Raw genomic sequence first — 26,394 nt, 5'->3', positions numbered from 1 at the left:
TTAAAAACCCGCTAACCCCACACCCCCGCGAGCAAAGCGAGCCCCGCAGGGGAGGGAGCCGACGCGCAAAGCGCGCTCGGGAGGGGATTCGCGTGAATCCACTCTTTGGAGCGCTGCTACGCAGCGGTCCAAACAGTCAAAGCTAACAACCTAAGCAATTCCAAAATTAGCCAGCAGCCACCCCCGCGAGCAAAGCGAGCCCGCAGGGGAGGGAGCCGACGCGCAAAGCGCGCTCGGGAGGGGAGACGCGTGAATCCCCTCTTTGGAGCGCTGCTGTGCAGCGGTCCAAACAGTTAGTTAAATCTAACGTCCTTTACGTTTTTCTTCGGCTTCGAGGACTTGTTCGCGGGTAATGTGCATTTGCACTTTCTGCACACGTCCTGAGCGTATCTTTATATTCTTGAACATAATAGGGCGAGTGTGACCACCGCCAATGCGGTAGGTTCCCGGATCAAGATCGCGAAGGATAGGACTCTTGCCGGCAAACTTATCGTTGATCCAAACATTTCCCCAGGGAGTAATGCGCGCTGAAACGCTGCCTTGGCGTGCTTGGTGCCGACGTCCACTTGATTTGTCGACTTCTTCTTCCTCGATAATGCTTTGCTCGGGTGTTGACTCGCTGTCGGCTTCGGCCATCATTTTACTGCCCTCTTCGCCTTGGGTCTCTAGGGGCTTGAGCTCTTCATCGGGAGCAGCATTTAGAATTTCTTCTTCGGCTTGAGCAGCGGCTGTTTTGCTTTGAGCCGGAGGTGTAGTTTGCTCGACAGTAGCTTGTTGCTCTTCGGTCTTCTCAACCGGCATGGCTGTATTCTTTTGCCACAACAACGCAAGCGTGATGCCCGCGACCACAATAGCAATTGCTAGTACAGAAAAAGGAGCTTTGCGTTTTTGAACAAATTCAGGAAGGGTGACAGAGGAGAGAAAAGTTTTTGAAGGTATCGATGTCGAAAGCGGTGCGGGGGTTTCGATGGCCTCAGCGGCAACCGTTTCAGCGAGAGCTTCTTGTTGTGTGATAGCGGGCGTAGCAGGACTCGGCGTTTGATGCACAATCTGCCCAGAAGGATCGGCTGAAGCCTCCTTGGTTCGTGTAGCTAAGTCCCAACTGCCTTTGCCTTTGGTTTCGCGTTCGTTGGGCGATGATTCCTGGCTCTCCTCGCTAGCATCGGACACGGATAGCGCATCAGATGGACGTGAGATGACGCCGCTGCTGGTTGATGTCTTGGCGAGTTCAACAGGGGTAGGTTGTGTCGAGCGTGCTTCTTTGACGAGAGTGCCTAAGGCGCGTCGCGTCGTTGAAGGCGGGGCAGATAGCACCAGTGCATCGAGCAGCTCTCCTGCGCTTTGATAGCGCTTGTCCGGATCGGCATTGAGTAGTTTCTCGATGATATCCGCGAAGTGCTTCGGTGCTTCTGGGGCGGCTTCAGCGAGAGGCTTGTATTTGCCGTTGATAAGGTTTGTGAGCGTGGCTACATCGTTGGGGCCATCGTAAGGGCGGAAGCCCGCAAGCGCTTCGTAGAGCAAAACGCCCAAGGAAAACAAATCACTTCGCGCATCGATTTCGGCTCCGGTCGCGTGTTCAGGGGCCATGTACGGCACCTTGCCTTTGACTACGCCGCTACGCGTGACATGCGCATGCGTTGTTGCTTTAGCAATGCCGAAATCAGCTAGCTTAATACTGCCTGTGTAACTTAGTAGAACGTTTGATGGCGAAATATCTCGGTGCACAATGCCAGCAGCTTTGCCGTTGATTTCAAGATGGTGTGCGTACTCCAGAGCGCTCGCGATTTCAGTGGCGATAATAGCGACAAGCTTTGGCGCCATCGTGCGGTCTTGCTCACCAAGCACGCGCAGCAAGTGGCGCATGTCCATGCCTTCAATGAGCTCGAGCGCCATGTAATAAGTGTCGTCTTCAACACCAAAATCATAGACTTGCACGATGTTGGTATGGCGAAGCTGCGCTGCAAGTTTGGCTTCGTCTAAGAACAATCGTGCAAACTCTTTGTCCTCAGCAAAGGCAGGCAACACACGTTTGATGCAAACCTGCTGCTCAAAGCCGCCGGGTCCCCTTCGGCGCGCCAAAAAGGTTTCGGCCATGCCGCCGACACTGATCTTATGCATCAGTTCATAGGGCCCTAAACGCTGGCCAAGTGTCGAAGCGCGCTGCATGGTTTGAAACGCACAAATTAGCACAAAAATTCGGCCGCGTAAAAGAAGAACTCTTTGCTAGCTCGTGCATCGGAAGGAAACACCGTGGCGTCCCCATCAAAACTGAAGGTGGCACATTCAAGCTTTTGAAATTACGAATGAAACACAAAGCAATTCTCTTACGTCTCAAAAATAGGCGGGGTCTGTGGTCCTGAGTCCATAGGTCGGTAAAGCTAAGTGCAGGTGAGTCGCAAAAAGCCAATTCACGAATGAAAACAGCGGTTTCTAAGCATGGTCGATGGAATGTGATTTGGCATAGCGCTTGCACTCTTCCATGCATCCATAACTTTTGCTTTGGAAGCTTCTATGACATTTGTTTCGAGGACAATTAACGGCGCGCTAGTCACGGTACTTATCGCCTCACTTGCGAGCTGCAGCGCGTACAATGGAAGCAGCGCAACGGAGAGTTCCGATGATGAGTCCATGGCGGCAGCCTTGATCATCGAGCCCATTGTTGAAACAGGAGCGATCATCGCAGGTGGGATGACAGTGCTTGGCTTTGCAGCCGTAATCGCCGCGGGTTATGGCATGGTCTACCTCGCCGGTGAAACAGCGCAGTACAATCAAGCAAGGCTGAGCGCTCTAAAAGGCATCGTTTCTGAAGAGTTTGCCAATTGGTGGCAAGGTGGTGCGACGATCGATGGTTCGTGGATCGAATACAGCTACCAGCAGGCTTACGAGCAAGGTTTGGTGGTGAGCCGTGATGAATACTTTGTTGAGCTTGCTAGCCAAGCAGTTCCAGAGATTTTTAGCGCTATGCTTGATGCAAACAGCGCGATGTATACTGCAAACAGTGTCGATGAAGAGAGCTTGAAAACATTTTGGCTTGGTCTAGCAGAACTTGTAGGCCTTATCCCAAGCCAAGCAACTTTGCCCGAATCCTTGGATGAGCTCGGGCTCTGGTTTGATCAGATGCTTTCTGCTGAAGCGTATCGGCAGTCTATAATTGCAGTGCAACTGAGCGATCCCTATGCCGAGCCCCGTATCGCATTTACGGCGGAAGTTAAAGTGCAGCTCTTTAATCAACTGATAGCTCTTGCAGCGCAAACGATCCTGGTTGCTGCCATCTATGGCAAACCCTGGGAGAAAGCCTCTCAAGGTCATACCGAAAAACTAAACAGCTTGCCCCAGGAATACAAAAGCGCGGGGCGCAAGTGTGCTGGAGATAAAGCATGTGAAGCACAAGCATCCATTGTGTGGGCTCAAAAATTGATTGCAGCCATCAGGGACTACATTCGAATCTTAGAAAATCTTGCTAACAATATAGGAGCGGAGCTTGCAAAAGAACTACAAGAGCTCATCGATAAAATGACCATCGCTTTGAATTTCTATCAATGTTACTTGGCGGCATTGTTCAAGAACTTGGAACGCGTCGAGGCAGGGAGGTCCAGCTATCCTGACATCGCGCTTCACGACGCCGTTCGTGCCTGCGATGCGCTGTATCCGATTAGGGACTAGCACTCACGGCCTACGATGAAATTAAAATGGCATGAATTTGCGTAAAACATGACAGAATTGGCATGTTTTATGCATTTTTAACGACAATTTTGTCATCTTTGCGGGTCTCGCGGACGAAGATGGCTTCAAGGGAGTGGCGTTGCTCGGAATCAAGTAGATTCTTGAGTTTGCCTTCAATGGCAAGCTTGCCTTGGTTCATGATGACGACGCGTTCGCAAAGCGCTTCGACGTCGCTAAGAATGTGACTGGTGAACAAAATGGTTTTGCCGGCTTGGTGCTGTTCTTGAATTATGCCACGCACATCGGCGCGGCCAATGGGATCAAGACCACTCATCGGCTCATCCAAAATCAAAAACTCAGGATCGTGCAAAAGGGCTTGCGCGATACCGATGCGCTGCAGCATGCCTTTAGAAAACTTGCCAATAAAACGATCCATGGCATGCGTTAAGCCTACTTTTTCAATGAGCTCTTCGGCGCGCTGTGTGCGTTTTTTTCCGCTCATTCCAGAGAGTCGTCCGCACAAATCCAAAAACTCCATGGGCCGCAAATATTGATAGACGTAGGGGTTTTCTGGCAAGTAGCCGATACGTTTTCGCAGGGCGACGTTGCTGGCATCCTGTCCAAACAAGCGAATCTCACCGCTGCTCGGAGCAATAAGCTGCAAGGTGCTTTTGATGGTGGTGGTTTTGCCTGCGCCATTGGGTCCAAGCAAGCCAAGCACTTCACCTTGTTTGACTTCAAAACTCATGCCGCGCACGGCTTCAACACGTTTGCGAAAAAAACCAATGTGAAATGTTTTGTAAAGATTTTTTACGTCCAGGACGTGTTCGTTCTGCTCTTCACTCATCAGCTCAATCCTATAATATCATTGAGTGCATTTATAACGCGATCTTGCTCCGGTGTCGTCATTTGCGGATACAGAGGCAGGGCCAGGCCCTGCGCTGCGATGCGGCTTGCTTCTTTAATCGCTGTCGGGATGCGTCGATGACCTTCGAGCGAAGAGAGGGCTGATAGATCGTAGCTCAGTTTTCCCGCTTGAATACCGCTTTGAGTCAGCGCGCTGATGATCGCTTCTGGGCTTGGATGATCTGATTCATCGACGATAAAGCCCATGGTTTGGTAGTTGCTTTTGGCTGCTGAATCTTCATGCTGCCAGGTAAGCTTGGGCAATTTTTCTTTATAACGCAGAGCAAGACTTCGGCGCTTATCAACGATGAAGCCGAGGCGGTCCAACTGTGCCGATCCAATAGCCGCTGCCATTTCAGTCAGTCTAAAATTGTGAGCAAAAATTTCAAATTCGCCAGGACGGCTTTGCCCGTGATTACGCAGGGTGCGCATTCGTGTGGCGAGCTCGCCGCGGTTGGTTGCACAAAGCCCGCCTTCTGCGGTGGTTACAATCTTACGTGGATGAAAGCTGACCGTTGCAATGCTGCCTAAGCTGCCACAAGCTTTGTTTCGGTAGGAGCTGCCCAAGCTGCACGCTGCATCCTCTACGAGTGGGATATCCCCGAGCGCATCTTCCAAAGCATCGTAGTCCGCTGGCATACCGAATTGATCCACGACAATGGCAGCCTTGGTATGCGCTGAGAGCGCTGCTGGAACTTTTGCCGGATCCATGTTCCAGCTTTTTCGGTCGACATCGACCAGAACAACGGTTGCTCCGCAAAGCGCGATCGCGTTGGCAGGGCTTGGCCAGGTGAGCGCAGGACACAACACTTCATCGCCCTTTTTTATGCCCAGCGCTTTTAGCGCGAGGTACAGAGCACTGGTGCCGTTGGAGCAAGCGACGATATGAGCCTGCTCTAGCAGTTCAGCACTCTTAGCTTCAAAGCGCGCCACTTGCTCGCCTTGCACGAGCATGCCGCTTTTAAGAACCGTAAGCGCAGCAGAGCATTCTTCTTCTTCGAGAAGCGGTTTACATAAAGGAATAGTGGTCTTTGCGTTCATGGGGCTTTCTGCCGACGCGATGCGTCAAGCTATTAAAACGAGACTACGCGATTTTGCCTGGCCGAAGGGGCATCTGTCCACTACAGTAGCCTTCTTGAATCAAGGAGTCGCATGCAGTTTCGTTTTTTCTTTCTCGTAGGATGTCCCCTGTTGCTGGCCTGCGGTGGTTCGAGCAGCTCGTTTAGCCAAAAATGTGGCAATTCTGTACTTGAACCCACCGAATCCTGCGATGACGGTAACACGCTTGATGGTGATGGTTGCAGCGCACTTTGCCTTTATGAAGACTATTGCGGCAATGGCGAAGTAGAGGGGGAGGAAGCCTGTGATGATCACAACACTCTTTCCGGAGATGGTTGTATAGCAAACTGTTCTCGAACGGAGAGTTGCGGCAACGGTCTGCGCGATCTTGCTGCGGGTGAAGTGTGCGACGGGCAGGATTACTGCGCGCAAGATTGTTTGTCGCGCGATGTATGCAGCGAGGGCGCCGCCGACGCTAGTTGCACGGATGATAACAACACGCCTTGGGATGGCTGCGGCAAAGATTGTCTAAAAGAACACAGCTTCATTATTAATACATTGCAAATTGCGAGCGCTGAAATTGGCTGTGATTACTCGGGCGATGGTGTGATCGATAACGCATTTGCGCGAGCACTTGGCGATAACCCCCTCCAGTTAATTAACACCAGCGGTTTAAAGTCGGATGGAAGCTATTTGGGAAGTTCAATTTTATTTGTGCTCCATGCCTTAGGCCTCGATGATCCAAGCGCGCTGAATGACAGCGAACTCGCGCTAGCTTTGTTCAATGGCATCGATGGGGTTGATACTGCAGACGGTAATCTTGATGGCAATGCACCTTTTCTTTATCCCAAGGGTTTCTTTGACGAAGCTCTCAGACCAGAGGCGTCTATTAACGCAAGTATTGTGGATGGAGCGTTATCCGGCGGTCCTGAGTTTTTGTCGCTCACCATTCCGATTCTTTCGATTAGCATTCGCTTGGATTTTGAGCGTGCATTTTTGAACTTAACCACAACACGCAATGATCAGAACGAAGTCAATGGCCTCGAAGACGGTTTGCTTTGTGGTGTACTGCCCATTCGCAGCCTAGCTGATCAAAAAGATTCGGTGTTGCTCAATTTTCTTAGCCGCGATGATACGCGTTGCGACAATGGCGCAAGCCGCGATGAGCAACCCTACTCCTTGGCCGATATTCTCGTGGCAGGAGCTGTAGCGCTAACTGGTGACCGCATTGGCCTTGCTAACGTTGAGATGACTGAAGATACAAGTTTTAGTGCCTACGTTGATATTGATGGTGATGGACTTGAGCGCTTTGAGATTGATAGAGGTGATGGGCAATGCCAGGCGATTATCACGCGTTGCTTTGATGGTGATGGAAGCGAAGTCAAAGGCGATGGCAGCGATCCCAATGGCGATTGTGCCCTGAATCCCGCCATCGCCGATGGTGTGCCTGCCGCGGTGACTTTCTCGGCGACCACGGCCCGAATTGTCGGCGAAGCCCCATAAGCCAGCAAAGCATCTAACTGTACCTCGTTGAGTTTTTACAATATTCGGCGCTATTCTGTGCACTCGTTGGATACCGTATGAATTATGAAACCGCGAATCGGGCTTATCGGGCCTGGCTGCTATCTAAGCCTTTCGAGGCTTTGCGCTTCGCATTGCCAGAAACCGACACCGAACAACAGCATCCACTTTGTGTATTAACGATGGCGCTGGTGCTTGGCAGAAAAAAGGGCAGCGCTCTTGCGATGCCAGCCTTGCTTAAGGTCCAAGAACTCTGCCAGAGCGCTGGTGATTTTCCCTTGGCCGTGCTTGCTGCAGAGTATGCCGTGCAGTTTGGTGCAGCGCCCGAGCCCCAGTTCTCGAAACTTGCCGCTGTTTTTTCTTCGGCATCGGCCAAGCTTGATCGAAAATCGTGGACACCGCCCTTGCCCACTTCGTGTAAAAGCATTGATGGCGATCTCAAGCTTGACGAAGAGCAGTTGTTTGGGCGAGCGGAGAAACAATTGGAAAGTTTCCTGATGCAAGACCTTCCAGCTTCGAAAGACAGTGTGCCGATGTTGCCGTTGTTTTCGGAGATTGATGAACAATCGTTTACTGCTCTGTTAAGTTCAGCTCATCTGCGTCACTACGGGGCGGATGAGTATGTTTTCAGCGAGGGCGCATATGGCAGTGAATGGTATTGCCTGCTTCATGGCGAGCTCGAGCACTACCGCACAGACCATCAAGCTCGCCGATTGAGTCGCGAACTTGCTGCGGCTTCGGTAGTGGGACAAGAAGTCCTTACTAGTGATGCACCAAGGTACAGCACCTTGCGCAGCAAATCACCCTGTTCACTGCTCGTGCTGCAACGTGAGCAAGTTGAAAGGCAGATATCAAAGCAAGCAAAGCTTGCCGAGGCTTTGGGAAGTTTTTGCCACCGGCGCATGCTTGCCGATCTGTTGGTGTTTAATCCTATTTTGCACGCGTTGCGCGATCAAGGTGAAGTGCTATCCAAGTTTAAAGCAGTCCGTTTCGAGCAGGGACAAACACTCTTGAAGGCCGGTGAAAACCCAAACGCCCTCTATTGCATTGCCAGCGGCGCGGTGCAGGTGACTCGACGGACAAAGGATGGCGAGATCATGCAACTGGCGCGCCTGGGAGCAGGCGAGGTCATAGGAGAAATTGCCCTTGTTTTAGGCAAAAAAATTACCGCTGATGTCGTTGCAGAACATGCAACGCTGGCCTTTGAATTAAGCAAAAAAAGCTTTGAAAAAATCATGCAGTCCAACGCTCAGCTTCTTCAACAACTGCAAGCTCTTGCAATGTCACGTGAAAAAGAACATGCAGCTTTGGAAGATGCAGAGAATCATCTCGTCGTTGATCATACCATCCCTATTGTGATCTAGGTCATCCGTTGAGCACTGCAGACGAAAAAGAGTTATGGAGTTTTGCTTTCGCGGGTTTGCGTTTTCACCTCGACAAAAAGTTCCAAAGTCAGTTTTTGTTAGAAAAAAGCATGCTCAAAGATTGCACGGGCGAGATAAGCGGAGAAGAAGTATTGGGCGATGTTTATGTCCATCTGCGTTTTCAAGATGGCATTTTTGTCCTTCGCACGGATGCCCCACAATGGCAGTGGCAAGGTAGTCAAGGTCAAGGCGTTTGGGGTGGGGCACAGGTATCAATGTCTTTGAAATCTGAGGTGATCTTTGATGCGCAGATGACAGTCGAGTGCAATCTCGCCGCATTTGTTGATGGACTGATTGCAATCGCAATTGCCATCTTACGACGATCAAATGCGTTGATTTTTCACGCTGCCGGCATTGAATGCCAAGGCACGGCTGTGCTTTTTGTCGGGCCTTCCGGTGCGGGTAAAACGACCGCGGCCAATCTAAGTGAATTGCCGTGGTTTGTAGTGGACCGTGTTGCTCTCATTCGAGACCAGCATGCTTGGGTCGCTTGGGCTTTGCCGGGTGGGGAAAAAGAGGCATTGCAGCAGCCTTTTTGCGGCAATATACATCTTCCTTTAAGGGCAATCTACGGTGTGCGTCAGGGCAGTACGAGTCAAATACACGACATGCAAAGGCTTCGGCAGGCGATGCTTTTGCAACAAAACGTATTGACTGAATTAGCAACAGAGAATGCAGGCTCGTTGCTTGAGGCATTGGATGACTTGACTCAGACGACAGAAGTTGCGGAAATAGAGACAGTGCTTGAAAGAAGTCACCGTGCACTTCTTGAAAACAGAGCGAGTGAAAAATAAGTGGATACCATAAACAATCAAACAACGATCAAGCAGTCTTTCCGCGTAGCAGCACGACAATACGATGGCAAGAGTGTGATTGTGGTCATCGATGAGAAAAAGGTGCACGTACTCAACCCCTTAGGGTCTAGGGTCTGGCAGATGGCGGATGGCCGAAGCATCGGTGAAATCATCGACTTGCTTGCCCCAGAATATGATGTCACCATTGAGCAACTTAGTTCGGATGTTTTGGCGTTTGTGTCGGAACTTCATAAGCTCGGGGCTTTGGACCTGGGGACTCAAAGCTCTAAATAGTATTCTATCATGGCTCTCGCTAAAGACATTGTACAACGCCAAGTCAGACGTTCCTCGCCGCTTTCGGCGATGTTGGAGCTGTCTGATCGATGCAACGAAGTGTGTGTGCATTGCTATCAGATTCACGGACAAAAAGGCGAGATGGATACTCTGGAAGTGAAGCAGCTGATGGATCAGTTAGCTGAGCTGGGCGTGCTGTTTTTAACTCTATCAGGCGGCGAAGTCACGCTACGTAAGGATTTTTTAGAACTTGTTGCCTACGCCCGTGCAAAACAGTTTTGTGTAACGATCTTTACAAACGGATTGCGAGTGGATCAGTCCATGGCGAAACAGTTTGCTAAGCTAGCGGTGCATGAAGTTCAGATCAGTTTGTATTCGCCCGATGCTCAAAAGCACGATACAATTACAGGTGTAAAAGGTTCTTGGAATAAAACGGTGGATGCGATTCGTTACTTAGTGGCCGAAAAGGTTTCGACTTTGGTCAAAACACCGGCCATGAAGGAAAACGTCCATGACTACGCATCGTATGTCGAGCTTGTAGAGTCGTTGGGTGCAAGGCATATGGTGGGTGAAGGGATCTCGGCACGGGAAGATGGGGATCGTGCTCCTTCGGAGCATGACTTGGACCATGAAGATATCATCGCACTTCGCAAGGCACGGGGCACTGCTGCTCAGGATCGACATATTCCGATCACACACGCGCCCTGTGGAGCGTGTCAGCAAAGCGTGCATATTGAAGCGAACGGAGAGATTCGGCCTTGCACACAACTGCAGGTACCTCTAGGTGATGCAAGGCAAGATCGATTGTCGGATGTCTATGCTGAGGGGAGTGAAGTAAAGTTTATTCGCTCTCTGCGTTGGGCGGATATTCACGGTTGCCGGGATTGCGATCTACGTCACTATTGCAAGCGTTGTTATGCATCAGCACTGGCTGAAAACGGTGATGCATTGGGTCCTTATCTTGAAGCTTGTCGTAAGGCGCTTACAGAATATCAATTGATTAAAAACAAGAAGTTTCGATTGGTGAAAGACGGGCAAGTCCTTTCGGAAGCCGTTACAGGGCCCTTTAAACAGCGGACTAACGAGCTTATCGAGTGTGTTGAGGATCATCTCATGTCCGAGGACAAGCAGCTTCGAGCACGCCATTCTTGGATTACCGCCAAACCCACCGCACAGCCTTTACTTCAAATCGGCCGAAAAACTCAATAAAAACAATATTAAAGACTTGATTTCGCCCTTTGCACTGTAGGGAAAAACCGCCTATAGTTCCTGACGCTAAAATAGGGGGCACGAATCTTAATGAATAGCACCATGACTCGGCAAGTTTTTGCATTGTTTTTCTTACTTTTCTCAGTTAGCGCGTGTAGCGATAGCCATGTCTCGAGTGTGATTGAGATTGTTTCACCGCAAGAAGGCGCTGTTCTCGATAGTACCGCTGACCAGGATACTGGCTTGGACGGCTTCCAATTTGCGGTAAGCGTAAACACCTTGGGCTTTTTCCCAGATGCAGAGCTGTATTTGGAAATTGAAAATGGTGTCTCATTTGTCAACACCGGGCTTACCGCCACTGTGGGTGAAGATGGTACGGCAAGTTTCCCAGCTTTTACCTTTGCCGAAGGACAGAACAGCATCCGTGTTCGAAATGTCGACGGCACCGTTCAGTCGAGTGTGCGAAGCTTTGTTGTCGTCAACGGAACCATTGCAGATTCGCTACTAAGTTTTGTTTCACCTAAAGATGGTGACTTTTTCAATATGGATGGTGATTGTGACGATCAACAAGATGGTCTGCAACTTCAGGTAATTCTTTCTAGCAATGCTGGAGATGGTAATGAAGTTCAGTTGTGGGTAGGAGGTAGCCCTGATAGCGATGCCGCCACCGCCACCGCCGAGATATCGACAAGCCTAGCGATTTTCTGTGTGAGCGTTGCTGACGGGCTTGATATCGTTTTGACTGCCAAACTAGTAGACCCGGCGGCGCAAAGCAGTATTACGGTTAACGTCGATACGACCCCCCCACCGGATGCTATTGCTACCCCTGCTGTTCTTTATTTCACGGATCCCACTGAGGTGGCTCAGCGCCGTGGAGGCGAAGTTACCGTTACCTGGACCGCGGTATCTGGAGGCGGTGATGGTGATCTTGCGTTACTCCAACGCTACCTGCTGCGTTGTGCATCGAGCCCAATCAACGACACTGCTGCATGGGATGCTGCGGCCGGTAGCGAGTTAGAACTCAGCAGTGTGCCACAGCCTGCAGGTGATTCTCAAACAGAGGTTATTGCGGGCTTTGAACGTTTTGGTTCAGCAAAATATTGTGCGGTACGTGGCGAGGATTTCGGAGGAAGTCTGACGCCCTTTGGCGCGACGATTGGTGCCAATAGTGTTTTTGTAAAGGACGCTTTCAATCAAGTGGGTCCAGCTCATATACAAAACCGGGCGGCCGAACTTGGATTGGGTTTGCCTGCAACCGGCGGTATGGGTCGCGTTATTTCTGCGATTGGCGATGTCAACGGCGATACGATTGACGACTTTATCGTCAGCGGAACTGCGGTAGCCTATCTTGTGCTTGGCTCCGACACTGGATTCCCGTCCAATCCACAATCAGCCTATACGACTGCGTTTACCTACGGTTCGACGAGTTCCTTGGCAGATCAAGCTGTAGGCATCGGCGATTTCAACGGCGATGGAATGAATGATTTTGCGTTTTCCGATTCCTTTGAGAACCATTCGCCTGGTTATGCCGGTTCGATATATATCATCTATGGCAAAGCGGTTTTCCCCTCGGTTCTCAGTGTAACCGACGGAAACGATGCAACCTGCGAAGTGGATGTGTGTATTCGAGGCACAGACTTTTTTGGTGGCCTCGGTGTGACCATGGCATCGGTAGGCAACTTCAACAACGATAACAATGCCGGTCAACCGCTTCATGACTTGATTATCGGAAGTTTGGGTGATTCCGCTGGCCCCACGATCCGAAACGGAAGAGTGTTTGTTCTTTTGGGTTCCGCTTCCTATACGTCGGGGACTACGATTACCTTGCCTGATACAGGACTTGGCGATGTCGTTCCAAATGGTTTTTTCCTCGAAGGTGCTACGGGTGTACGCTTGGGCCGTTTTGGTCTTAGTCCGGTGAGTGATATTGATAGTGATGGATTCGACGATTTTGTTGTGAGCGGAGCCGGTACCGATCGCACAGATCAGACCGTAGATGGTGAATTGCATTTGATCTTGGGACGCAGTTACACAGCAGGCGGTGGACTGTCCCAGATCACTCTCGGGACACCTTTTGATAGCGGAGGACCTGGAATCGGCAATGCCAACGGTTACAGCTCGGGCTATGCGTCGTTGGTACGCAACGTCGGCGATATCGATGATGACGGTGACTATGATCTAGCCGTATTCCAAGCGCTCGAGGCTGATGTTGATGAGCCTGGCCAAGGGGAAGTTGTTGTGTATTTAGCAAGCAACGGCGGATATTCGAGTGCTAATACAATCGTATATACCAACAACGTAGCCAATGCTACCGATGACTATTATGGTTTTGCGATGCCTTTGGGGCAGCATCCTGTTCACGGACCGCTATGTGATCTTGATTTTAATGGCAGCTGCGACCTTGTTTTAATTAGTGCAGATGAAGCCCCCGTAGGCGTTGGTTTTCATTCGGTATTTTATACAACAGGTAGCGCGACAGCATTCTTACGTTCGCAGGCTGAATATATCTTTCCATGGGCAGGTGGCGGCGGTTCAGGTTTTCCTGGTGACGTCAACGGTGATGGGTTTCGTGACGTAGTCATTACTAACAGTGGCGACGCTTACATTTATTATTAGGAAGAGGCGATGGATAAAATCGATAGAAACAATAAGTTATTTGATACAACTTCCGATCAGAAAAAAGCGCCATACGAAGCTCCTTGCATTGAGGAAAGTGCTGAGTTCGAAGCATTTTGTATTCCATGCGCACCTTTTGCGCCGGGAGAGTGCACTTTCCCGCAGGGTAACAGTTAGGGTTCATGCATCAGCTTTGTGTTCATCCTGATTTTTTGGAAGAACTTCTGGAAAAAGGTGGTTTCAGCGTACGGCTTCGTGGAAGTAGTATGCTTCCGCTTGTATGGCCTGGGACCAAAGTTTGGATTAGCAGTTGCGAAGAGCGATGTTGTCCCGGTGATCTCGTGTTCTTCCTTAGAGACGGAAAAGTTGTACTTCATCGGGTAAGAGAGGTGACTTCAAGTTATCTGCGCACGCAGGGAGACAACCGGCGTCAGGACGATGGCTGGATTGCGAAGTCGGATATTATTGGCCAAGTTCAGGGTATGGTGATTTTTCGCTTTCACTTTCGGCACATACCGCCTGCGATAGCGGGTGTTTTCAGAAAAGTATTTTTGCGTGTCTTGCCTGTTATTCGAAACAGTTTTTGGTTTGCGTGCAGAGTTACTAAGCCCTTTCGGCGTGCATTGACCTCTGAGTATTCGCCGCATAGTTTGCGTCCGTGATACCTCTTAAAGACAGAAACCCTACCAGAAGCAAACCCTTACTGACCTGGGCGTTGATTGCAGCGAACGTCGCTGTATTTATTTATCAGGTGAGTTTAGGTCCCCATGGGATGGAACTCGTTGTGCGTCGCTGGGGGATGGTTCCTTATTTTCTAACCCAAGAATTCTATCTTGAAAGTCTGCTGCGTCCTTTCACCAGCATGTTTATGCATGGTGGCTGGCTTCATTTGATCGGCAATATGTGGTTTTTGCATATTTTCGGCGACAATGTTGAAGATCGATCTGGTAAAAAGCGTTTTATCTGGTTTTATCTACTGTGTGGTCTAGCGGCCGTTGTAGCTCAGACTGCGATTGAACCGGGGAGCAAAGTTCCTATGGTGGGAGCATCTGGTGCGATTTCAGGTGTACTGGCTGCTTATGTTTCGCTTTTCCCTGGCGCGCGGATTTTCACCGTGGTTCCGATTTTCATTTTCATTCAGTTCATTGAGATCCCAGCTTTCTTCTTTATTTTCGTTTGGTTTGCGCTGCAGCTCCTTGGGGGACATTCGGCTCTGGCTCAGGCTGGATCAAGCATGGGCGGTGTAGCTTTTTTCGCACATATTGGTGGTTTTGTGGCTGGCCTTATGCTCACACCACTCTTTCGTCAGGCAAAGCGCGCTCGGCGTAGGCCTTAGTTGAAAGAGCTCTGAAATCCTAAAATCTCAATGAATGGATTTCTTGTTAAAGTAGTGTCAAAATATAGGCATGCGCTCCCTCAGCTTAATTCTCTTAGCCTTTACGATTGTGGGTATAAACACGAGCGCTCAAGCTCAGTTTGACTCGGCGCCTACCTTTACTCGGCGTACAACGTCTAATGGCAAAGCTCTCTATTGGGCAGTGCGAAACGTACGGATGGAAGTCAATTCGATAGCGCCGCTCCTGCCAACATTGATGAAGAAGGTTTCCGAAACGCAATCACAACGTCGCAACAAAAATGGGAAGCTCCGGGGTGTACTAATTTTGAGTTCCAAAGACCCGTTCCAAAAGTAAGTGATATTGCCACTAATCTATCAGATGATTTTTTCCCGGATAGCCGATGTGGCGATCGCTTTGGGATACCCACCAACGCTGCAGATTGTATTAACCGTATGGTGTTTCGTACCACTACTGATGAACAAGATGTCATGTCATGGCCGCAATCTTCTACGGATGAGCGTTGGGCAAGCAACAGCGGTAATGGTGCTAACGGTGAAAACCCGAACCCTCAACAAGTCTTGGCACTCACTACGACAATATTTAATGCGACAACGGGTCGTATTATTGATGCCGATATGGATATCAACGCCGCCAATTTTTCATGGACACTTGAAGATATTGATTTTCCTGAATACGACACAGAAAACAACCGAACGGTAGCAGAGCTGCAAGGCGTGATGACGCATGAACTTGGCCATGTACTCGGTTTTGGTCACATGGATACCGAAACCTCTTCGATCATGTATCCGTCTCGCTTCGAAGAGATTGATGAACTCAATGAAAAAAATGACGTAAACGCTGTTTGCACCACCTATCCAATTGATTCGATTACACCAGGTAGTGGAGACCTTATTCTCGCCGGAATCGATGGCGGCTGTATGCTACTTCAGGGTGGCCAGGATAGTCGTAGCTCCGTGGTGTGGTTATTTGCCGTGTTCGCTTTTATGATTTTACGCCCGAATCGAAAAAAGCTTTAGGCTACTATTTTTCGTTCGCGGCTAGATAGCTGGATCTTGCTTAGGTGTGTTAGTGCAATCGCTAGCGCATCCGTAGCATCGGGATGAGGTAGTTTTTTCAGACCTAGAATTGATTCAACCATCCGCGCCACTTGATCTTTTTGAGCTTGTCCATTGCCCGCAATGCTTCGCTTGACTAGTGCGGGAGAGTAGGCTGATACTTCAAGATTGTGTTCCGCTGCAGCCAGTAGAATAACGCCTCTGGCGTGCCCAAGCTTTAATGCACCTTGCACATAGCGATGTGAAAAAAACATGTCTTCAATTGCAATCTGGTCGGGCTTGTGTGTTTCGATAACTTCACCGACGCCGCGGAATATAATCTGTAGACGTTTCTCTAAATTAAGCTTTGATTCCGCCTTTATGATTCCAGCAGCAATGCCTTTTAGACCACGCTGATGCTTTTCGATAATGCCCCATCCGGTTTGACGAGTCCCCGGATCGATGCCAAGAACACGCATCAATCATTGCTTTCATCAAGTTCGAAATCCGCACTTACTTTTTGCACGTCATCATGATCATCAAGAGCTTCATAAAGGTTGAGTAAAGTCTCACCATCGGATGCTGAGACAACTTTTGGTGTCTTGGGGATAAATTCAAGAGCAACGCGAGTGGGCTCGAGGCCTGCTTGGACCAAGGCATCACGCACGGTATCAATTTTCTTCGCGTGGTGTAGTGATGCACCAGATGTCTTCAATGGCCTGTAAATCTTCTGCCCCAGCGCTAACAGCTATTTCAAAAAGCTTTTCTTCACCAATGCTCTCCTTCGCGAGCTCAATGATGCCTTTTTCATCGAAAGCCCAAAGAGCCGATCCGCCGCTTCCCATTTGACCGTTGTGCTTATCAAAAATCTTTCGTAGCTCTGGCAAGGTCCGGTTTCGGTTGTCTGTCACGGCTTGTATGACGAACAAGGTTCCGCTGGGGCCAACGCCTTCGTAAGTAAGCTCTTCGTATTGTACGCCTTCAAGTTCACCCGTGCCTTTTTTGATGGCGCGCGTGATGTTGTCTTGAGGCATGTTGTTGGCCCTTGCATCATCAAGTGCGCGGCGCAAACGCGGATTGCCAGCAGGATCTCCTCCGCCGCTGCGCGCCGCGATGGTAACTTCCTTGATAAGCTTGGTGAACAGCTTTCCCCGCTTGGCATCGGCTGCACCTTTTTTATGTTTAATCGTTGACCATTTACTGTGACCACTCATAGCGCTGTATTATTAACCTCAGTTTTAGATAAGAAAAGCCAATTGAGCATGTTTTTAGACTTTTTTTGCGTTAGACCTTCGTAAATAAGCTCAAAGATAGTTTTACGCAGGTCTGCCGTGCAAAAAAGACTTTAATTGCCTTTTCTTATCCAAAACTCGGATCAATGGCAAATGCTGGCGAAGATGACAATGGCGAGATACTTGGTTAAGTTGCAGTTGTGAAAAATCTTCTAAATCATAGGGTTTCGGGGCGTGCCCTTAACTTGCTTCTTCGATCGCAAAGCGCCAAGCCAGCTCGAATGGCCTTAGCGTTTGCGATGCGACAGCAATTGGGTATCGCGGAACTCGACAAACTACCTATGGAATCACGAGAAGCGCTTCCAGTAACGGTGCTGCCCAAAGCTCGAAATAAAGCGCGTGCACTAAGAAAGGGAGAACCTTTCGCCCCTTCAAGCCCCAGTGAATGGCCTCGAACCCAAGCCTTTGTTCACGACCTTTACACAAAGCACGCTCGAAGCCCCGAACAGGTCGCTAAGGCGTTATTTGAAGAAATTGATGCGCTTGATGGAGAAATACCAAGTGCAAATCCATTTTTGAGTGTTGATGAAGCGGGCGTACTTGCCGAGGCCAAAGCTTCAACGGAGCGCTGGAGAAATAATCAGCCCTTAGGTCCTTTCGATGGTGTTCCCATTGCCATCAAAGAGCAAAGCGATGTGAGCTCCTTACGTACGCGTTTAGGTACGAATTGGATTGAAACCACACCGGCGACCGAAGATGCAACCGTCGTAAAACGCCTTCGAGCACAAGGTGCGCTGATCGTTGGGCATACGGTGATGACCGAGTTTGGAATGTCCCCACTCGGCGTGAATCCGCAACGAAGGATGCCAAGCAATGTGCATCACTCAAAACACATGGCAGGTGGGAGTTCAACGGGCTCAGCCACAGCGGTTGCGCTGGGCCTTTGTCCGGTGGCGCTTGGAGCCGATGGCGGTGGATCGATTCGCATACCAGCTGCGTTAAACGGTGTGTTTGGAATCAAGCCTACCTTTGGCCGCATACCTCGTACGGGTGATCGCTTTGATGGCAGCATGAATCATCTTGGACCCATTGGAGTTAGTTCTTATGAGCTCGCCTTGTTTTTGGAAGCGGTAGCTGGTGATGACGGTATCGATCCAGCATCTCGGGGCATCGCAGCATACAGCGCCAACGAGCTTTTAGCTGACATGGCTCAAGGTATCAAAGGGTTCCGCATTGGTGTTGACGAAACGCTTTGGGCGCTGGCCGATCCTGCGATTGTTTCCGCTGCTAACCTTGCACTGCAAGCACTTGAAGACGAAGGCGCTGAAATCGTCTCGATTAGCCTGCCATTGGCTCATCATGCTTCGGCCATAGGCTATCTTACCCTTGCCCCGGAGGCCTATGCGTCGTTTAGACGTCTAAAAACCAAAGCTAACGAAGAGTACGGCCCTGACGTCAGACTTATGCGCGCTTTTGTGAGTGAGATCGGTCCAGATGAGTATCTCGCTGCCCAACAACTACGCGCGACTCTTCGCAAGCAGACTTCGGAGCTATTCGATCAAGTCGATCTCATTGCGCTTCCAAGCACTGCTTGTCTTGCTCCGCGATTTTCAAACATTGAAGAAATGGTAGAGGGCGTGCTTGATCCGGAATCGCTTGATGCACTATGTCGCTATGCTTTTCTTGCTAACATAACAGGTCTTCCGGCAGGCACAGCTCCCATCGGTCGCAATGCAGATGGTTTACCTTTTGCTTTGCAACTGATGGCAGATGCTTGGGATGAAGGTGCAGTCCTAAGCGCTATGGCAGCGCTTGAACGGACAGGAATATCCCGCTCCGAAAAACCCGCCCGTTGTTTCTAAGTTAGAAGCCGAATCGGCTATAAGTTAACTGGGGTAAATTACTATTTTCCAGTGCTGAGCTTGCAAAGAGGAGGTAGGACTTCATGCTCAAACAGTCCTCGCTTCGCTGCGGAACTGCGCGTAAAGTCCTACCTCCTCTTTGCGACAAGACTAGAGAGACAACGCTGTTCTTGTACGCCCTGACAGAGGTATTTAGTCGCTGTACTGGAATACCAAAGGAAGTTAACTCGAGAGACGTGTGTTCTAATCCGAAACGCCCCTTCACCACTATGATAGGGTTTCAGCTCATAGCGTTATCTTGAATGCACATCGATTGACTTTGCTGTCTTGTGGCAACGATGCACAGGGTTTCCACGCGCAGTTCCGCAGCGAAGCGAGGACTGTTTGAGCATGGGAACCCTGTGCATCGTTGCAAGCCTAGCGCGATAAAGGCATATATCAGCGTGCTTGGTGCAAACTTAATGCGCCGACGTAGAGGAAGCCGACCATGAACAGGAGCAAGAAAGGAATGCTTACCCAGGAACCCGTGACGACTGCTATTGCGATGGTTGCAACAAAATAAAGACCAAAAAAGAGCTCAATCCAGCTGTATAGATTCTTACCAGCTTTGTACTTCTTAAGGCTCCAGGCGTCGCGGTTCGAAGTCACCCCGTGTTTGGGTGTTCGGACAAACTCCGACTCTCCACCAAAAAGCCCTTCAAGTACAGCTCGGGCATTGTTTAGCGAAAGGCCAATGCCGAGCGCCATCATCAAGGGAAGACGCTTTGTAGCTTCCCAAAGGTTTCGGTAAAGCGCGCGATGGGTGGTTAGGTAGAATAAAGCGATTGATCCTGTGGTCATGACAAAGAGCGGCACGTCGAGCAAAAGCAATTCAGGATTATCGAGTTTGCGCCTTAGAAGCATGTTGGGCAACTGCAAAAGAGCTAACGCTACCAAGAATAAATAGGCGAAGTTGTTGGTCAGATGAAAGACACATTCAATTTTGACACGCAAAGGGATATTGGAGCGAAGCACGGTAAATAGTAGCTTCTTTGTGGTCTGCGCGGAGCCCTTTGCCCACCGAAACTGCTGACCTTTGAAACTGTTCATTTCACAAGGAATCTCCGCTGGAGCAATGGCTTCAGGCACGTAGATAAAACGCCAGCCACGTAACTGAGCACGGAAACTAAGATCCATATCCTCAGTTAGTGTGTCGTGCTCCCAGCCGCCGGCATCGATAATAGCTTGTTTACGCCAGATACCTGCTGTGCCATTGAAGTTGAAAAAGCGTCCTGAACGATTGCGCGCGATGTGCTCGATGACAAAGTGGCCATCAAGCATCATGGACTGTACACGGGTAAGCACTGAATAGTCGCGGTTCAGATGTCCCCAACGGGCCTGCACCATGCCGACTTTCTTGTCGGTGAAATAATGAATGAGGTTCTTAATAATGCTTTTTGTGGGAACAAAATCAGCATCGAACACCATTAGATAGTCGCCTCGAGAAACTTTAAGCCCCTCTTCAAGAGCGCCTGCTTTGTATCCGGTGCGATCCGTACGGTGAATATAGCTTGCGTCAAAGCCGCGGCTCTTAAGTTCTTCGACTTTTTCAAGGGCGATGCGTGTTGTCTCGTCGGTTGAATCGTCGAGGACCTGAATCTCTAAACATTCTTTGGGGTAGTCGAGTTGAGTGATGCTTTCGAGCAAACGTTCTGCCACATACATCTCATTGAACATAGGCAACTGCACGGTTACGACGGGAAGTTGCTCAAATTTCCCAGCAGCAACGGGCTTAGACTTTTTGTGCTTCCAATAAAGGTAAAGCAGCATGCCACGGTGTGAGCCGTAGACAGCAAGAATAAAAAGGACGACGAGATAAAGGGATATAACAGCTGTTTGCATGGGCGCAGCATAGCTCTGGATTTGTCATTAGAATGTAAATTCTTGTAGGGTCGTGTAAGTAACGCCGATGAGCTAACTATCCTAAATCATTGGCCAAAAATGCTCCGGCAGGTAGTCGCTCACCCGAAGGGAAGCAAGATCCATCCCAACAGCCACCACGGCATGGAGCAAAAAACCTAACCCTATGGATTTGGTCCGTAGAGCAAGTGTGCCTAATACGATGCCAGCGATAATTGCTGCACACACTTCCGGAAAAGGTTTTGAAAAATGAATCATGCAATAGGGCACTACCATGGCAAAGATGGCATGCGATCCCATTTGAGTTTTGCAGCCCTTTAAAAAAAAAACCACGGAAGAAAAATTCAAGCGAGAAAAACTGTAAAAGATAAATAAATTCCCAAGTCAGAAAATCAAACCAACTGCGTCCTGCCAGAGAATAAAAAGGGTAGTAACGAAGGAAACTGTCTTGAGTGCTGGCAAAGAGCACGCAACAGATCACAATAGCAAGGCATGCAACATACAGACGAAAGTGTCCAAAGGCTTGAGGTGATTTGAGCCCGTAAGTGAGAATGTCTTCTTTAAATATGAATACGATGACGAAAGCTGGCACAAGCAAATAGCCGAACAGTCGCCAGCCAGTCCACCAAAGATAGGTGAACAGTTCGAAATAGGGGTGACTTAGGTCGATGTTTAACGAAAAAAAATCGATAAACTTATCAAAGCCAGTTGAGCCTCCGAAATATTCCATAAGGCTCAGGCAAAGAGCGGCCGTGCAAAACACCCATAAAGGTCGGTAGTCGTAAGTCTTTAGCTGCCTGCGTTCCTGCGCGGCTTCTTTATCGATTTGTTTCCAGGGCTCTAGAAAAAAATGTTGAGGAAGAAGCTCAGCAAACCAAGCAAACATCATGTTTAGCTATTGCTCTTAGCAATCATGACGCCTTCTTCGATACGGCGCATGGTTTTGTCTTTGCCAAGCACAGCCATCATCTCAAAAAGCCCAGGGCTTTTCGTGCGGCCGGTAAGAGCGACGCGTGCAGGTTGAGCGATATCTTTAAGAGCGTAGCCTTTTGGTTCAAGCCAAGCCTTAACATGGTCTTCCAGTGCCTGCTCAGAAAAATCACAGAGCCCTGATAGTTCATCTTTCAGTGCACTAAGCGCTTCAATGCTTGCGGCCCCAAGAAATTTGTTCTTTGCTTTTTCGTCAAACACGGGCGTATCGAGTAGATAAAAGTCGATCATCTCGGCAAGCTCAATCAAAGTGCTCGCGCGTGATTTTGCCGTTGCGACGGCTTGCTTTAGCACCGTCATGTCTGGGTTCGTGACTCCTCGTTTACTTAAAAAGGGTAAGACTTCGTTGGCTAGTTGTGCATCGTCGAGCATGCGCAAATGCGATGCCTGTACATAAAGAAACTTCTTTGCATCGTAGCGCCCAGCCGTGCTTCCCACATGCTCCCAATTAAACTTCTCGATTAACTCATCTCGTGTAAAAATTTCTTGATCGCCATGTGACCAACCAAGACGGGCAAGGTAGTTTAGGACACCATCTGCCAAATAGCCCGAATCTCGGTAATCAAGTGCAGCAACCGCGGCATGGCGCTTGGAAAGCTTTTCGCCGTTTGGTGCCAAAATCATCGGCAGATGAGCAAAGGCCGGAGGTTTGAGCCCCATTGCTTCGTACATCATGATCTGCATGGGTGTGTTGATCACGTGATCGTCCCCGCGTGTCACGAGAGTGATCTTCATCTCTGCGTCGTCCACGACACAGCCAAAGTTGTAAAGAGGAATGCCACCGGGGCGAAGAATCACAAAATCTTGTTGTGTATCGTTCGGGACATCAATGCGGCCCTTTACCAGATCAACCCAACCGGTGCTTCCCGTGGTGGGTGCGATAAAGCGAACGACGTGCTTTTTGCTGGCATCGTCTTTTATATCGCGACAGGTCCCGGGATACTTAAAGGCAGCGCGCGTTCCGCTTTTAGCGTGTGCTTCTCGGGCAGCGGCCAGATCTTCCTTGGTGCAGTAGCAACGGTATGCTTTGCCTTGCGCAATCAGGCGTTCAGCGTAAGTTGCGTAGATATCCAAACGCTGCGTTTGAAAATAGGGGCCATGCTCCCCGCCAACTTCTGGACCTTCATCCCAGTCAAGGCCAAGCCAGCGCATGGAATCCAAAATACATTGAACACTTTGCTCAGTGCTGCGTTCTTGATCGGTATCCTCAATACGCAATATAAACTTGCCGCCATTTTTCTTGGCCCAAAGCCAACTAAAAAGGGCAGTGCGTACGCCGCCAATGTGAAGATAGCCAGTGGGTGAAGGTGCAAAACGAACTCGAACGGTTTGAGGCATGGTGAACTGCCGTTATCAAGGCGTAGGCTCCTGGTCAAGCGCGCTGGCGCAGCGCGAGCGCTTCCTTGTCGGTCATGCCCTAGCCCTCCAGCATCTCTTTTTGCCGGGCCAGGCTATTTTCGATGGTTCCGCACACCAGGTCGCAAAGCTCGAAGATCGTTTTGTCGGTAACCGTATAAAAGGCCGTGTTTCCGCGTTGGGCACGTTTTACAAAGCCATGCGAAAGTAGCGTTGCCAGGTGCTTGGAGACATTGGGCTGTGAGCTTCCGGTGGCCTGAACCAGCTCCGAGACACTTTGTTCCCCGTCCGACAGTTGCTGCAGAATCTGCAGGCGCAGAGGCACCCCAAGAATGCGAAAACGTTGGGCTACAGCAGCAAAAGTACCTGAATTCATGCGTTTTTTCATAACACCACCCGCCAAAAACGGCCTTTCTCTAATTTTAAATATAACACATTCATGCCTACTTGACAATATAACTATATAGCTATACGTTCATATAACGTTGAATAATTCATTCCCTTCGGAGTCGTGCTCCGAGGACTGTTGGAGAAGAAAACATGAGACAGCGTTTGATTGATTTTGCCCTGAACCGCCCACGGATTGTGTTCACCTTCGTTGTGGTTGCCACCCTTGGTTTGGCTTCGTTTATTCCTAAGATTCATATCGATACGGACCCGGAGAACATGCTCTCCCCCGAAGAGCCAGCGCGAATTTTTCACGATCACGCGAAAAAGGAATTTGCTTTGCACGACATGTTGGTGGTCGGTGTCGTCAATAGCAAAGATCCTGACGGAGTATTCAATCCCAAATCTTTGAAAAAGATTCACAAGCTTAATGAAGCCGTCAAGACGATTGATGGTGTCATTGCCGAAGACGTAGTCGGCCTTTCGACGGTTGACAATATCGAGCAAGAAGGTCCTGGAACGATTCGCTTCGAATGGCTCATGCGGGAAGTTCCGACAGACCGGGCTGCAGCGTTAGCTGTCCGAGATGCTGCGCTTCGATTGCCATCCTTGCGAGGCACGGTCGTCTCAGAAGACGGCAAAAGTGTCGCCATCTACGTACCTATTGAAGCCAAAGATCAAAGTCATCGCATTTCCACCGAGATTCAAAAAATCGTTGCAGGTTTTGACCCTGGCGATGACTTTCACATTACGGGTCTGCCTGTCGCGGAAGATACTTTTGGTGTGGAGATGTTTACGCAAATGGGCGTTTCCGCTCCCTTGGCCGCGCTTGTCATCTTTCTTTTGCTGTGGTTTTTCTTCCGTTCCATTCCCCTCATTCTTTCTCCCATGATCATTGCTTTCGCTACGGTGCTGATGACCATGGGTACCTTGATTGGCATGGGTTTCACTGTGCACATCATGAGCTCGATGATTCCGATTTTCTTGATGCCTATTGCGGTGGTGGACTCGGTTCATATTCTTTCCGAGTTTGTTGACCTTTATCCAAAACGTGGCGACCGGCGGGCGACGATTGCTGAAATCGTGCGGCACCTGTTTGCCCCGATGCTCTATACATCGCTTACTTCAGCGGCTGGCTTCTTTTCTCTTGCCTTCACACCGATTCCTCCAGTTCGCGTATTTGGTATCTTTGTTGCGTCCGGCATTTTGTTGGCGTTCATCCTTACGATTGTATTTGTGCCAGCCTATGTAGTGAGTCTCTCGGACAAAAGTTTGCAGGCACTCCTCGCGAGCAGTGAAAAGCGTCGCGAAGGCGGCTTGCTTGGCAAATTCATCGAGTCTGTTGGCAGGCAGAGCTTACGTTATTCCAAGCTAGTGATTCTTGCCGCTGTCGCGGTTGTTGGTATCAGCGCCTACGGCATCACGAAGGTCAATATTAACGATAACCCAGTTCGATGGTTTCAAGATGGCCACCGCTTACGCGTGGCGGATGCAGTGTTAAATGAGCATCTCTCTGGGACCTATCCTGCTTTCCTTATCTTCGAGCAAAGCGACGAGCAAAACGATGCGCTCCTCAAAAAAGGTGATGCGCTGGTGAAGCAAGATAAAGCCAATACCGAGGCCGTAAAGCTTTGGGAAAATGCGAAGACAGCCGCCAAAACAAAAGTGTCGAAACATGACATCACCTTCACGGCAGCATTGATTGAAGAAGTCGAAACGCTCGCAAGTGATGATGCCGGTGCATCGTCTGAGCTTTGGTATGATCTTGTAGACAATCTTGAGACGTCTCAAAGCGAATCCAAAGTATTCCAAGATCCGCAGACCCTTGCCTATCTAGAGCGCCTGCAAAAAGCCGCTGAAAAGTCGCCACATGTTGGCAAGACCATTTCGCTTGCCGATGTCGTCAAAACCGTTTACCGCGAACTTAAAAGCGGCAAAGACGCGGATTACCGCATTCCTGAAACGTCAAACGGGGTAGCCCAAACCTTATTGCAGTATGAGTCATCGCACAGACCTCAAGACCTTTGGCATATGGTCAATCCTGAGCTTCGACATAGTGCGGTTTGGTTTCAGCTCAAGAGTGGCGATAACCAAGACATGGCTGAAGTCAAAGAGCAGATGGACGATTACCTTGCGGCCAATCCTCCGCCACATGGCCTCAAAGCACAATGGGCAGGTCTCACGTACATCAATGTTGTCTGGCAAGATAAAATGGTTGGCGGCATGCTCAAGAGCCTCATGGGATCGTTCGTGATGGTCTTCCTCATGATGATCGTTTTGTTCCGTTCCTTTATTTACGGTTTGCTTAGCATGGTGCCGCTTACCATCACCATTCTCTTTACCTACGGCTTCATTGGCTTTGCAGGCAAAGATTACGACATGCCCGTGGCGGTGCTCTCTTCGCTCACCCTTGGCTTGTCTGTCGACTTTGCAATTCATTTTCTTGAGCGGAGTCGAGATATTCATGGTGAGTTTGGAGATTGGAAAAAAACGATGGCTTTGATGTTCAAAGAACCTGGTCGTGCGATAGCGCGAAATGCTATCGTTATTGCGATTGGCTTTTTGCCACTCCTTGCTGCGCCACTGGTTCCTTACAAAACCGTTGGCGTCTTGATGGCAGCAATCATGGCTGTCTCGAGCGTGGTCACTATCGTCGTACTTCCTGCCATCATGAGTCATTTGACTCGATGGCTAGGCAAGAACCCTAGCAAGGCAGCAAACGTGAACTTAAGCCCTTCGGGTGTTTCGCTCGGAACATCCAAATAAGCTCTGAAAGGAATAGAAAGATGA

At 49.6% G+C, this 26,394-nt stretch carries 21 protein-coding genes and 1 pseudogene; 13 read left to right on the top strand and 9 right to left on the bottom strand.

The features are described 5' to 3' along the window. Window positions 1-303 precede the first annotated feature (303 nt). On the bottom strand, window positions 304-2,166 hold the full coding sequence (locus IPJ88_02845; protein QQR90695.1) for a protein kinase: 1,863 nt from the start codon (window positions 2,164-2,166) through the stop codon (window positions 304-306). Between the two features lie 345 nt (window positions 2,167-2,511). On the opposite strand from IPJ88_02845, the gene IPJ88_02840 reads away from it, so the two are divergent. Beyond that, entirely contained in the window at window positions 2,512-3,663 is a 1,152-nt protein-coding gene (locus IPJ88_02840) for a hypothetical protein (protein ID QQR90694.1), read from the top strand. 67 nt (window positions 3,664-3,730) lie between these two features. On the opposite strand, the gene IPJ88_02835 is transcribed toward IPJ88_02840, so the two are convergent. Both IPJ88_02835 and IPJ88_02830 read right to left on the bottom strand, forming a co-directional pair. After that, window positions 3,731-4,510 (bottom strand): ABC transporter ATP-binding protein, encoded by a 780-nt coding sequence (locus tag IPJ88_02835; protein QQR90693.1) that lies wholly within the window; start codon window positions 4,508-4,510, stop codon window positions 3,731-3,733. Further along, window positions 4,510-5,610 (bottom strand): DegT/DnrJ/EryC1/StrS family aminotransferase, encoded by a 1,101-nt coding sequence (locus IPJ88_02830; protein QQR90692.1) that lies wholly within the window; start codon window positions 5,608-5,610, stop codon window positions 4,510-4,512. The genes IPJ88_02835 and IPJ88_02830 overlap by 1 nt, the downstream gene beginning before the upstream one ends. Window positions 5,611-5,721: 111 nt before the next feature. Between IPJ88_02830 and IPJ88_02825 the strand changes: the two genes are divergently transcribed. From IPJ88_02825 to IPJ88_02780, 10 genes are all read left to right on the top strand, one after another. Continuing rightward, the gene (locus IPJ88_02825) at window positions 5,722-7,131 is read left to right on the top strand and encodes a DUF4215 domain-containing protein (protein ID QQR90691.1); all 1,410 of its coding nucleotides are present in this window, start codon (window positions 5,722-5,724) and stop codon (window positions 7,129-7,131) included. Between the two features lie 77 nt (window positions 7,132-7,208). Next, the gene (locus IPJ88_02820) at window positions 7,209-8,513 is read left to right on the top strand and encodes a cyclic nucleotide-binding domain-containing protein (protein ID QQR90690.1); all 1,305 of its coding nucleotides are present in this window, start codon (window positions 7,209-7,211) and stop codon (window positions 8,511-8,513) included. 8 nt (window positions 8,514-8,521) lie between these two features. Beyond that, complete coding sequence (locus tag IPJ88_02815; protein QQR90689.1) at window positions 8,522-9,367, top strand: hypothetical protein; 846 nt, start codon at window positions 8,522-8,524, stop codon at window positions 9,365-9,367. Beyond that, window positions 9,368-9,661, top strand: coding sequence for a PqqD family protein (locus IPJ88_02810; GenBank protein ID QQR90688.1), 294 nt, complete (start codon window positions 9,368-9,370; stop codon window positions 9,659-9,661). Window positions 9,662-9,670: 9 nt separating this feature from the next. Beyond that, a complete protein-coding gene (locus IPJ88_02805; protein QQR90687.1) occupies window positions 9,671-10,870 on the top strand; it encodes a radical SAM protein in 1,200 nt (399 codons plus the stop codon). A gap of 102 nt (window positions 10,871-10,972) precedes the next feature. Further along, window positions 10,973-13,486: a hypothetical protein gene (locus IPJ88_02800; protein QQR90686.1), complete on the top strand. Its 2,514-nt coding sequence runs from the start codon at window positions 10,973-10,975 to the stop codon at window positions 13,484-13,486. Between the two features lie 9 nt (window positions 13,487-13,495). Then, a complete protein-coding gene (locus tag IPJ88_02795; GenBank protein QQR90685.1) occupies window positions 13,496-13,663 on the top strand; it encodes a hypothetical protein in 168 nt (55 codons plus the stop codon). Between the two features lie 5 nt (window positions 13,664-13,668). Further along, window positions 13,669-14,148 (top strand): S24/S26 family peptidase, encoded by a 480-nt coding sequence (locus IPJ88_02790; GenBank protein ID QQR90684.1) that lies wholly within the window; start codon window positions 13,669-13,671, stop codon window positions 14,146-14,148. Then, complete coding sequence (locus IPJ88_02785) at window positions 14,145-14,822, top strand: rhomboid family intramembrane serine protease (protein QQR90683.1); 678 nt, start codon at window positions 14,145-14,147, stop codon at window positions 14,820-14,822. The genes IPJ88_02790 and IPJ88_02785 overlap by 4 nt, the downstream gene beginning before the upstream one ends. Before the next feature lie 195 nt (window positions 14,823-15,017). Continuing rightward, the gene (locus IPJ88_02780) at window positions 15,018-15,860 is read left to right on the top strand and encodes a matrixin family metalloprotease (GenBank protein ID QQR90682.1); all 843 of its coding nucleotides are present in this window, start codon (window positions 15,018-15,020) and stop codon (window positions 15,858-15,860) included. Here the strand turns inward: IPJ88_02780 and ruvC are convergent. Both ruvC and IPJ88_02770 read right to left on the bottom strand, forming a co-directional pair. Then, on the bottom strand, window positions 15,857-16,357 hold the full coding sequence (gene ruvC / locus IPJ88_02775; protein QQR90681.1) for a crossover junction endodeoxyribonuclease RuvC: 501 nt from the start codon (window positions 16,355-16,357) through the stop codon (window positions 15,857-15,859). The two genes, IPJ88_02780 and ruvC, sit on opposite strands and share 4 nt — an antisense overlap. Then, a pseudogene (locus IPJ88_02770) lies at window positions 16,357-17,092 on the bottom strand (YebC/PmpR family DNA-binding transcriptional regulator). Before IPJ88_02770 ends, ruvC begins: the two are co-directional and overlap by 1 nt. Before the next feature lie 218 nt (window positions 17,093-17,310). Here IPJ88_02770 and IPJ88_02765 point away from each other — a divergent pair. Further along, window positions 17,311-18,972: an amidase gene (locus IPJ88_02765; GenBank protein QQR90680.1), complete on the top strand. Its 1,662-nt coding sequence runs from the start codon at window positions 17,311-17,313 to the stop codon at window positions 18,970-18,972. Window positions 18,973-19,410: 438 nt separating this feature from the next. Here the strand turns inward: IPJ88_02765 and IPJ88_02760 are convergent, their stop codons facing one another. The 4 genes from IPJ88_02760 to IPJ88_02745 all read right to left on the bottom strand — a co-directional run bounded on the left by IPJ88_02760 (window position 19,411) and on the right by IPJ88_02745 (window position 23,605). Next, on the bottom strand, window positions 19,411-20,853 hold the full coding sequence (locus IPJ88_02760) for a glycosyltransferase family 2 protein (GenBank protein ID QQR90679.1): 1,443 nt from the start codon (window positions 20,851-20,853) through the stop codon (window positions 19,411-19,413). Window positions 20,854-20,934: 81 nt separating this feature from the next. Beyond that, complete coding sequence (locus IPJ88_02755; GenBank protein ID QQR90678.1) at window positions 20,935-21,171, bottom strand: CPBP family intramembrane metalloprotease; 237 nt, start codon at window positions 21,169-21,171, stop codon at window positions 20,935-20,937. 591 nt (window positions 21,172-21,762) lie between these two features. Beyond that, the gene (locus IPJ88_02750) at window positions 21,763-23,199 is read right to left on the bottom strand and encodes a glutamate--tRNA ligase (GenBank protein QQR90677.1); all 1,437 of its coding nucleotides are present in this window, start codon (window positions 23,197-23,199) and stop codon (window positions 21,763-21,765) included. Between the two features lie 79 nt (window positions 23,200-23,278). Further along, window positions 23,279-23,605 carry a helix-turn-helix transcriptional regulator gene (locus IPJ88_02745; GenBank protein QQR90676.1) on the bottom strand — a complete coding sequence of 109 codons (327 nt, stop codon included), beginning with the start codon at window positions 23,603-23,605 and terminating at the stop codon, window positions 23,279-23,281. A gap of 152 nt (window positions 23,606-23,757) precedes the next feature. Between IPJ88_02745 and IPJ88_02740 the strand changes: the two genes are divergently transcribed. Beyond that, window positions 23,758-26,370: an MMPL family transporter gene (locus tag IPJ88_02740; protein QQR90675.1), complete on the top strand. Its 2,613-nt coding sequence runs from the start codon at window positions 23,758-23,760 to the stop codon at window positions 26,368-26,370. Window positions 26,371-26,394: the final 24 nt, after the last annotated feature.

It is taken from the genome of Myxococcales bacterium, assembly GCA_016699535.1.
GTDB lineage: Bacteria > Myxococcota_A > Polyangia > Polyangiales.
This window is presented reverse-complemented; position numbering and strand designations above follow the sequence as displayed.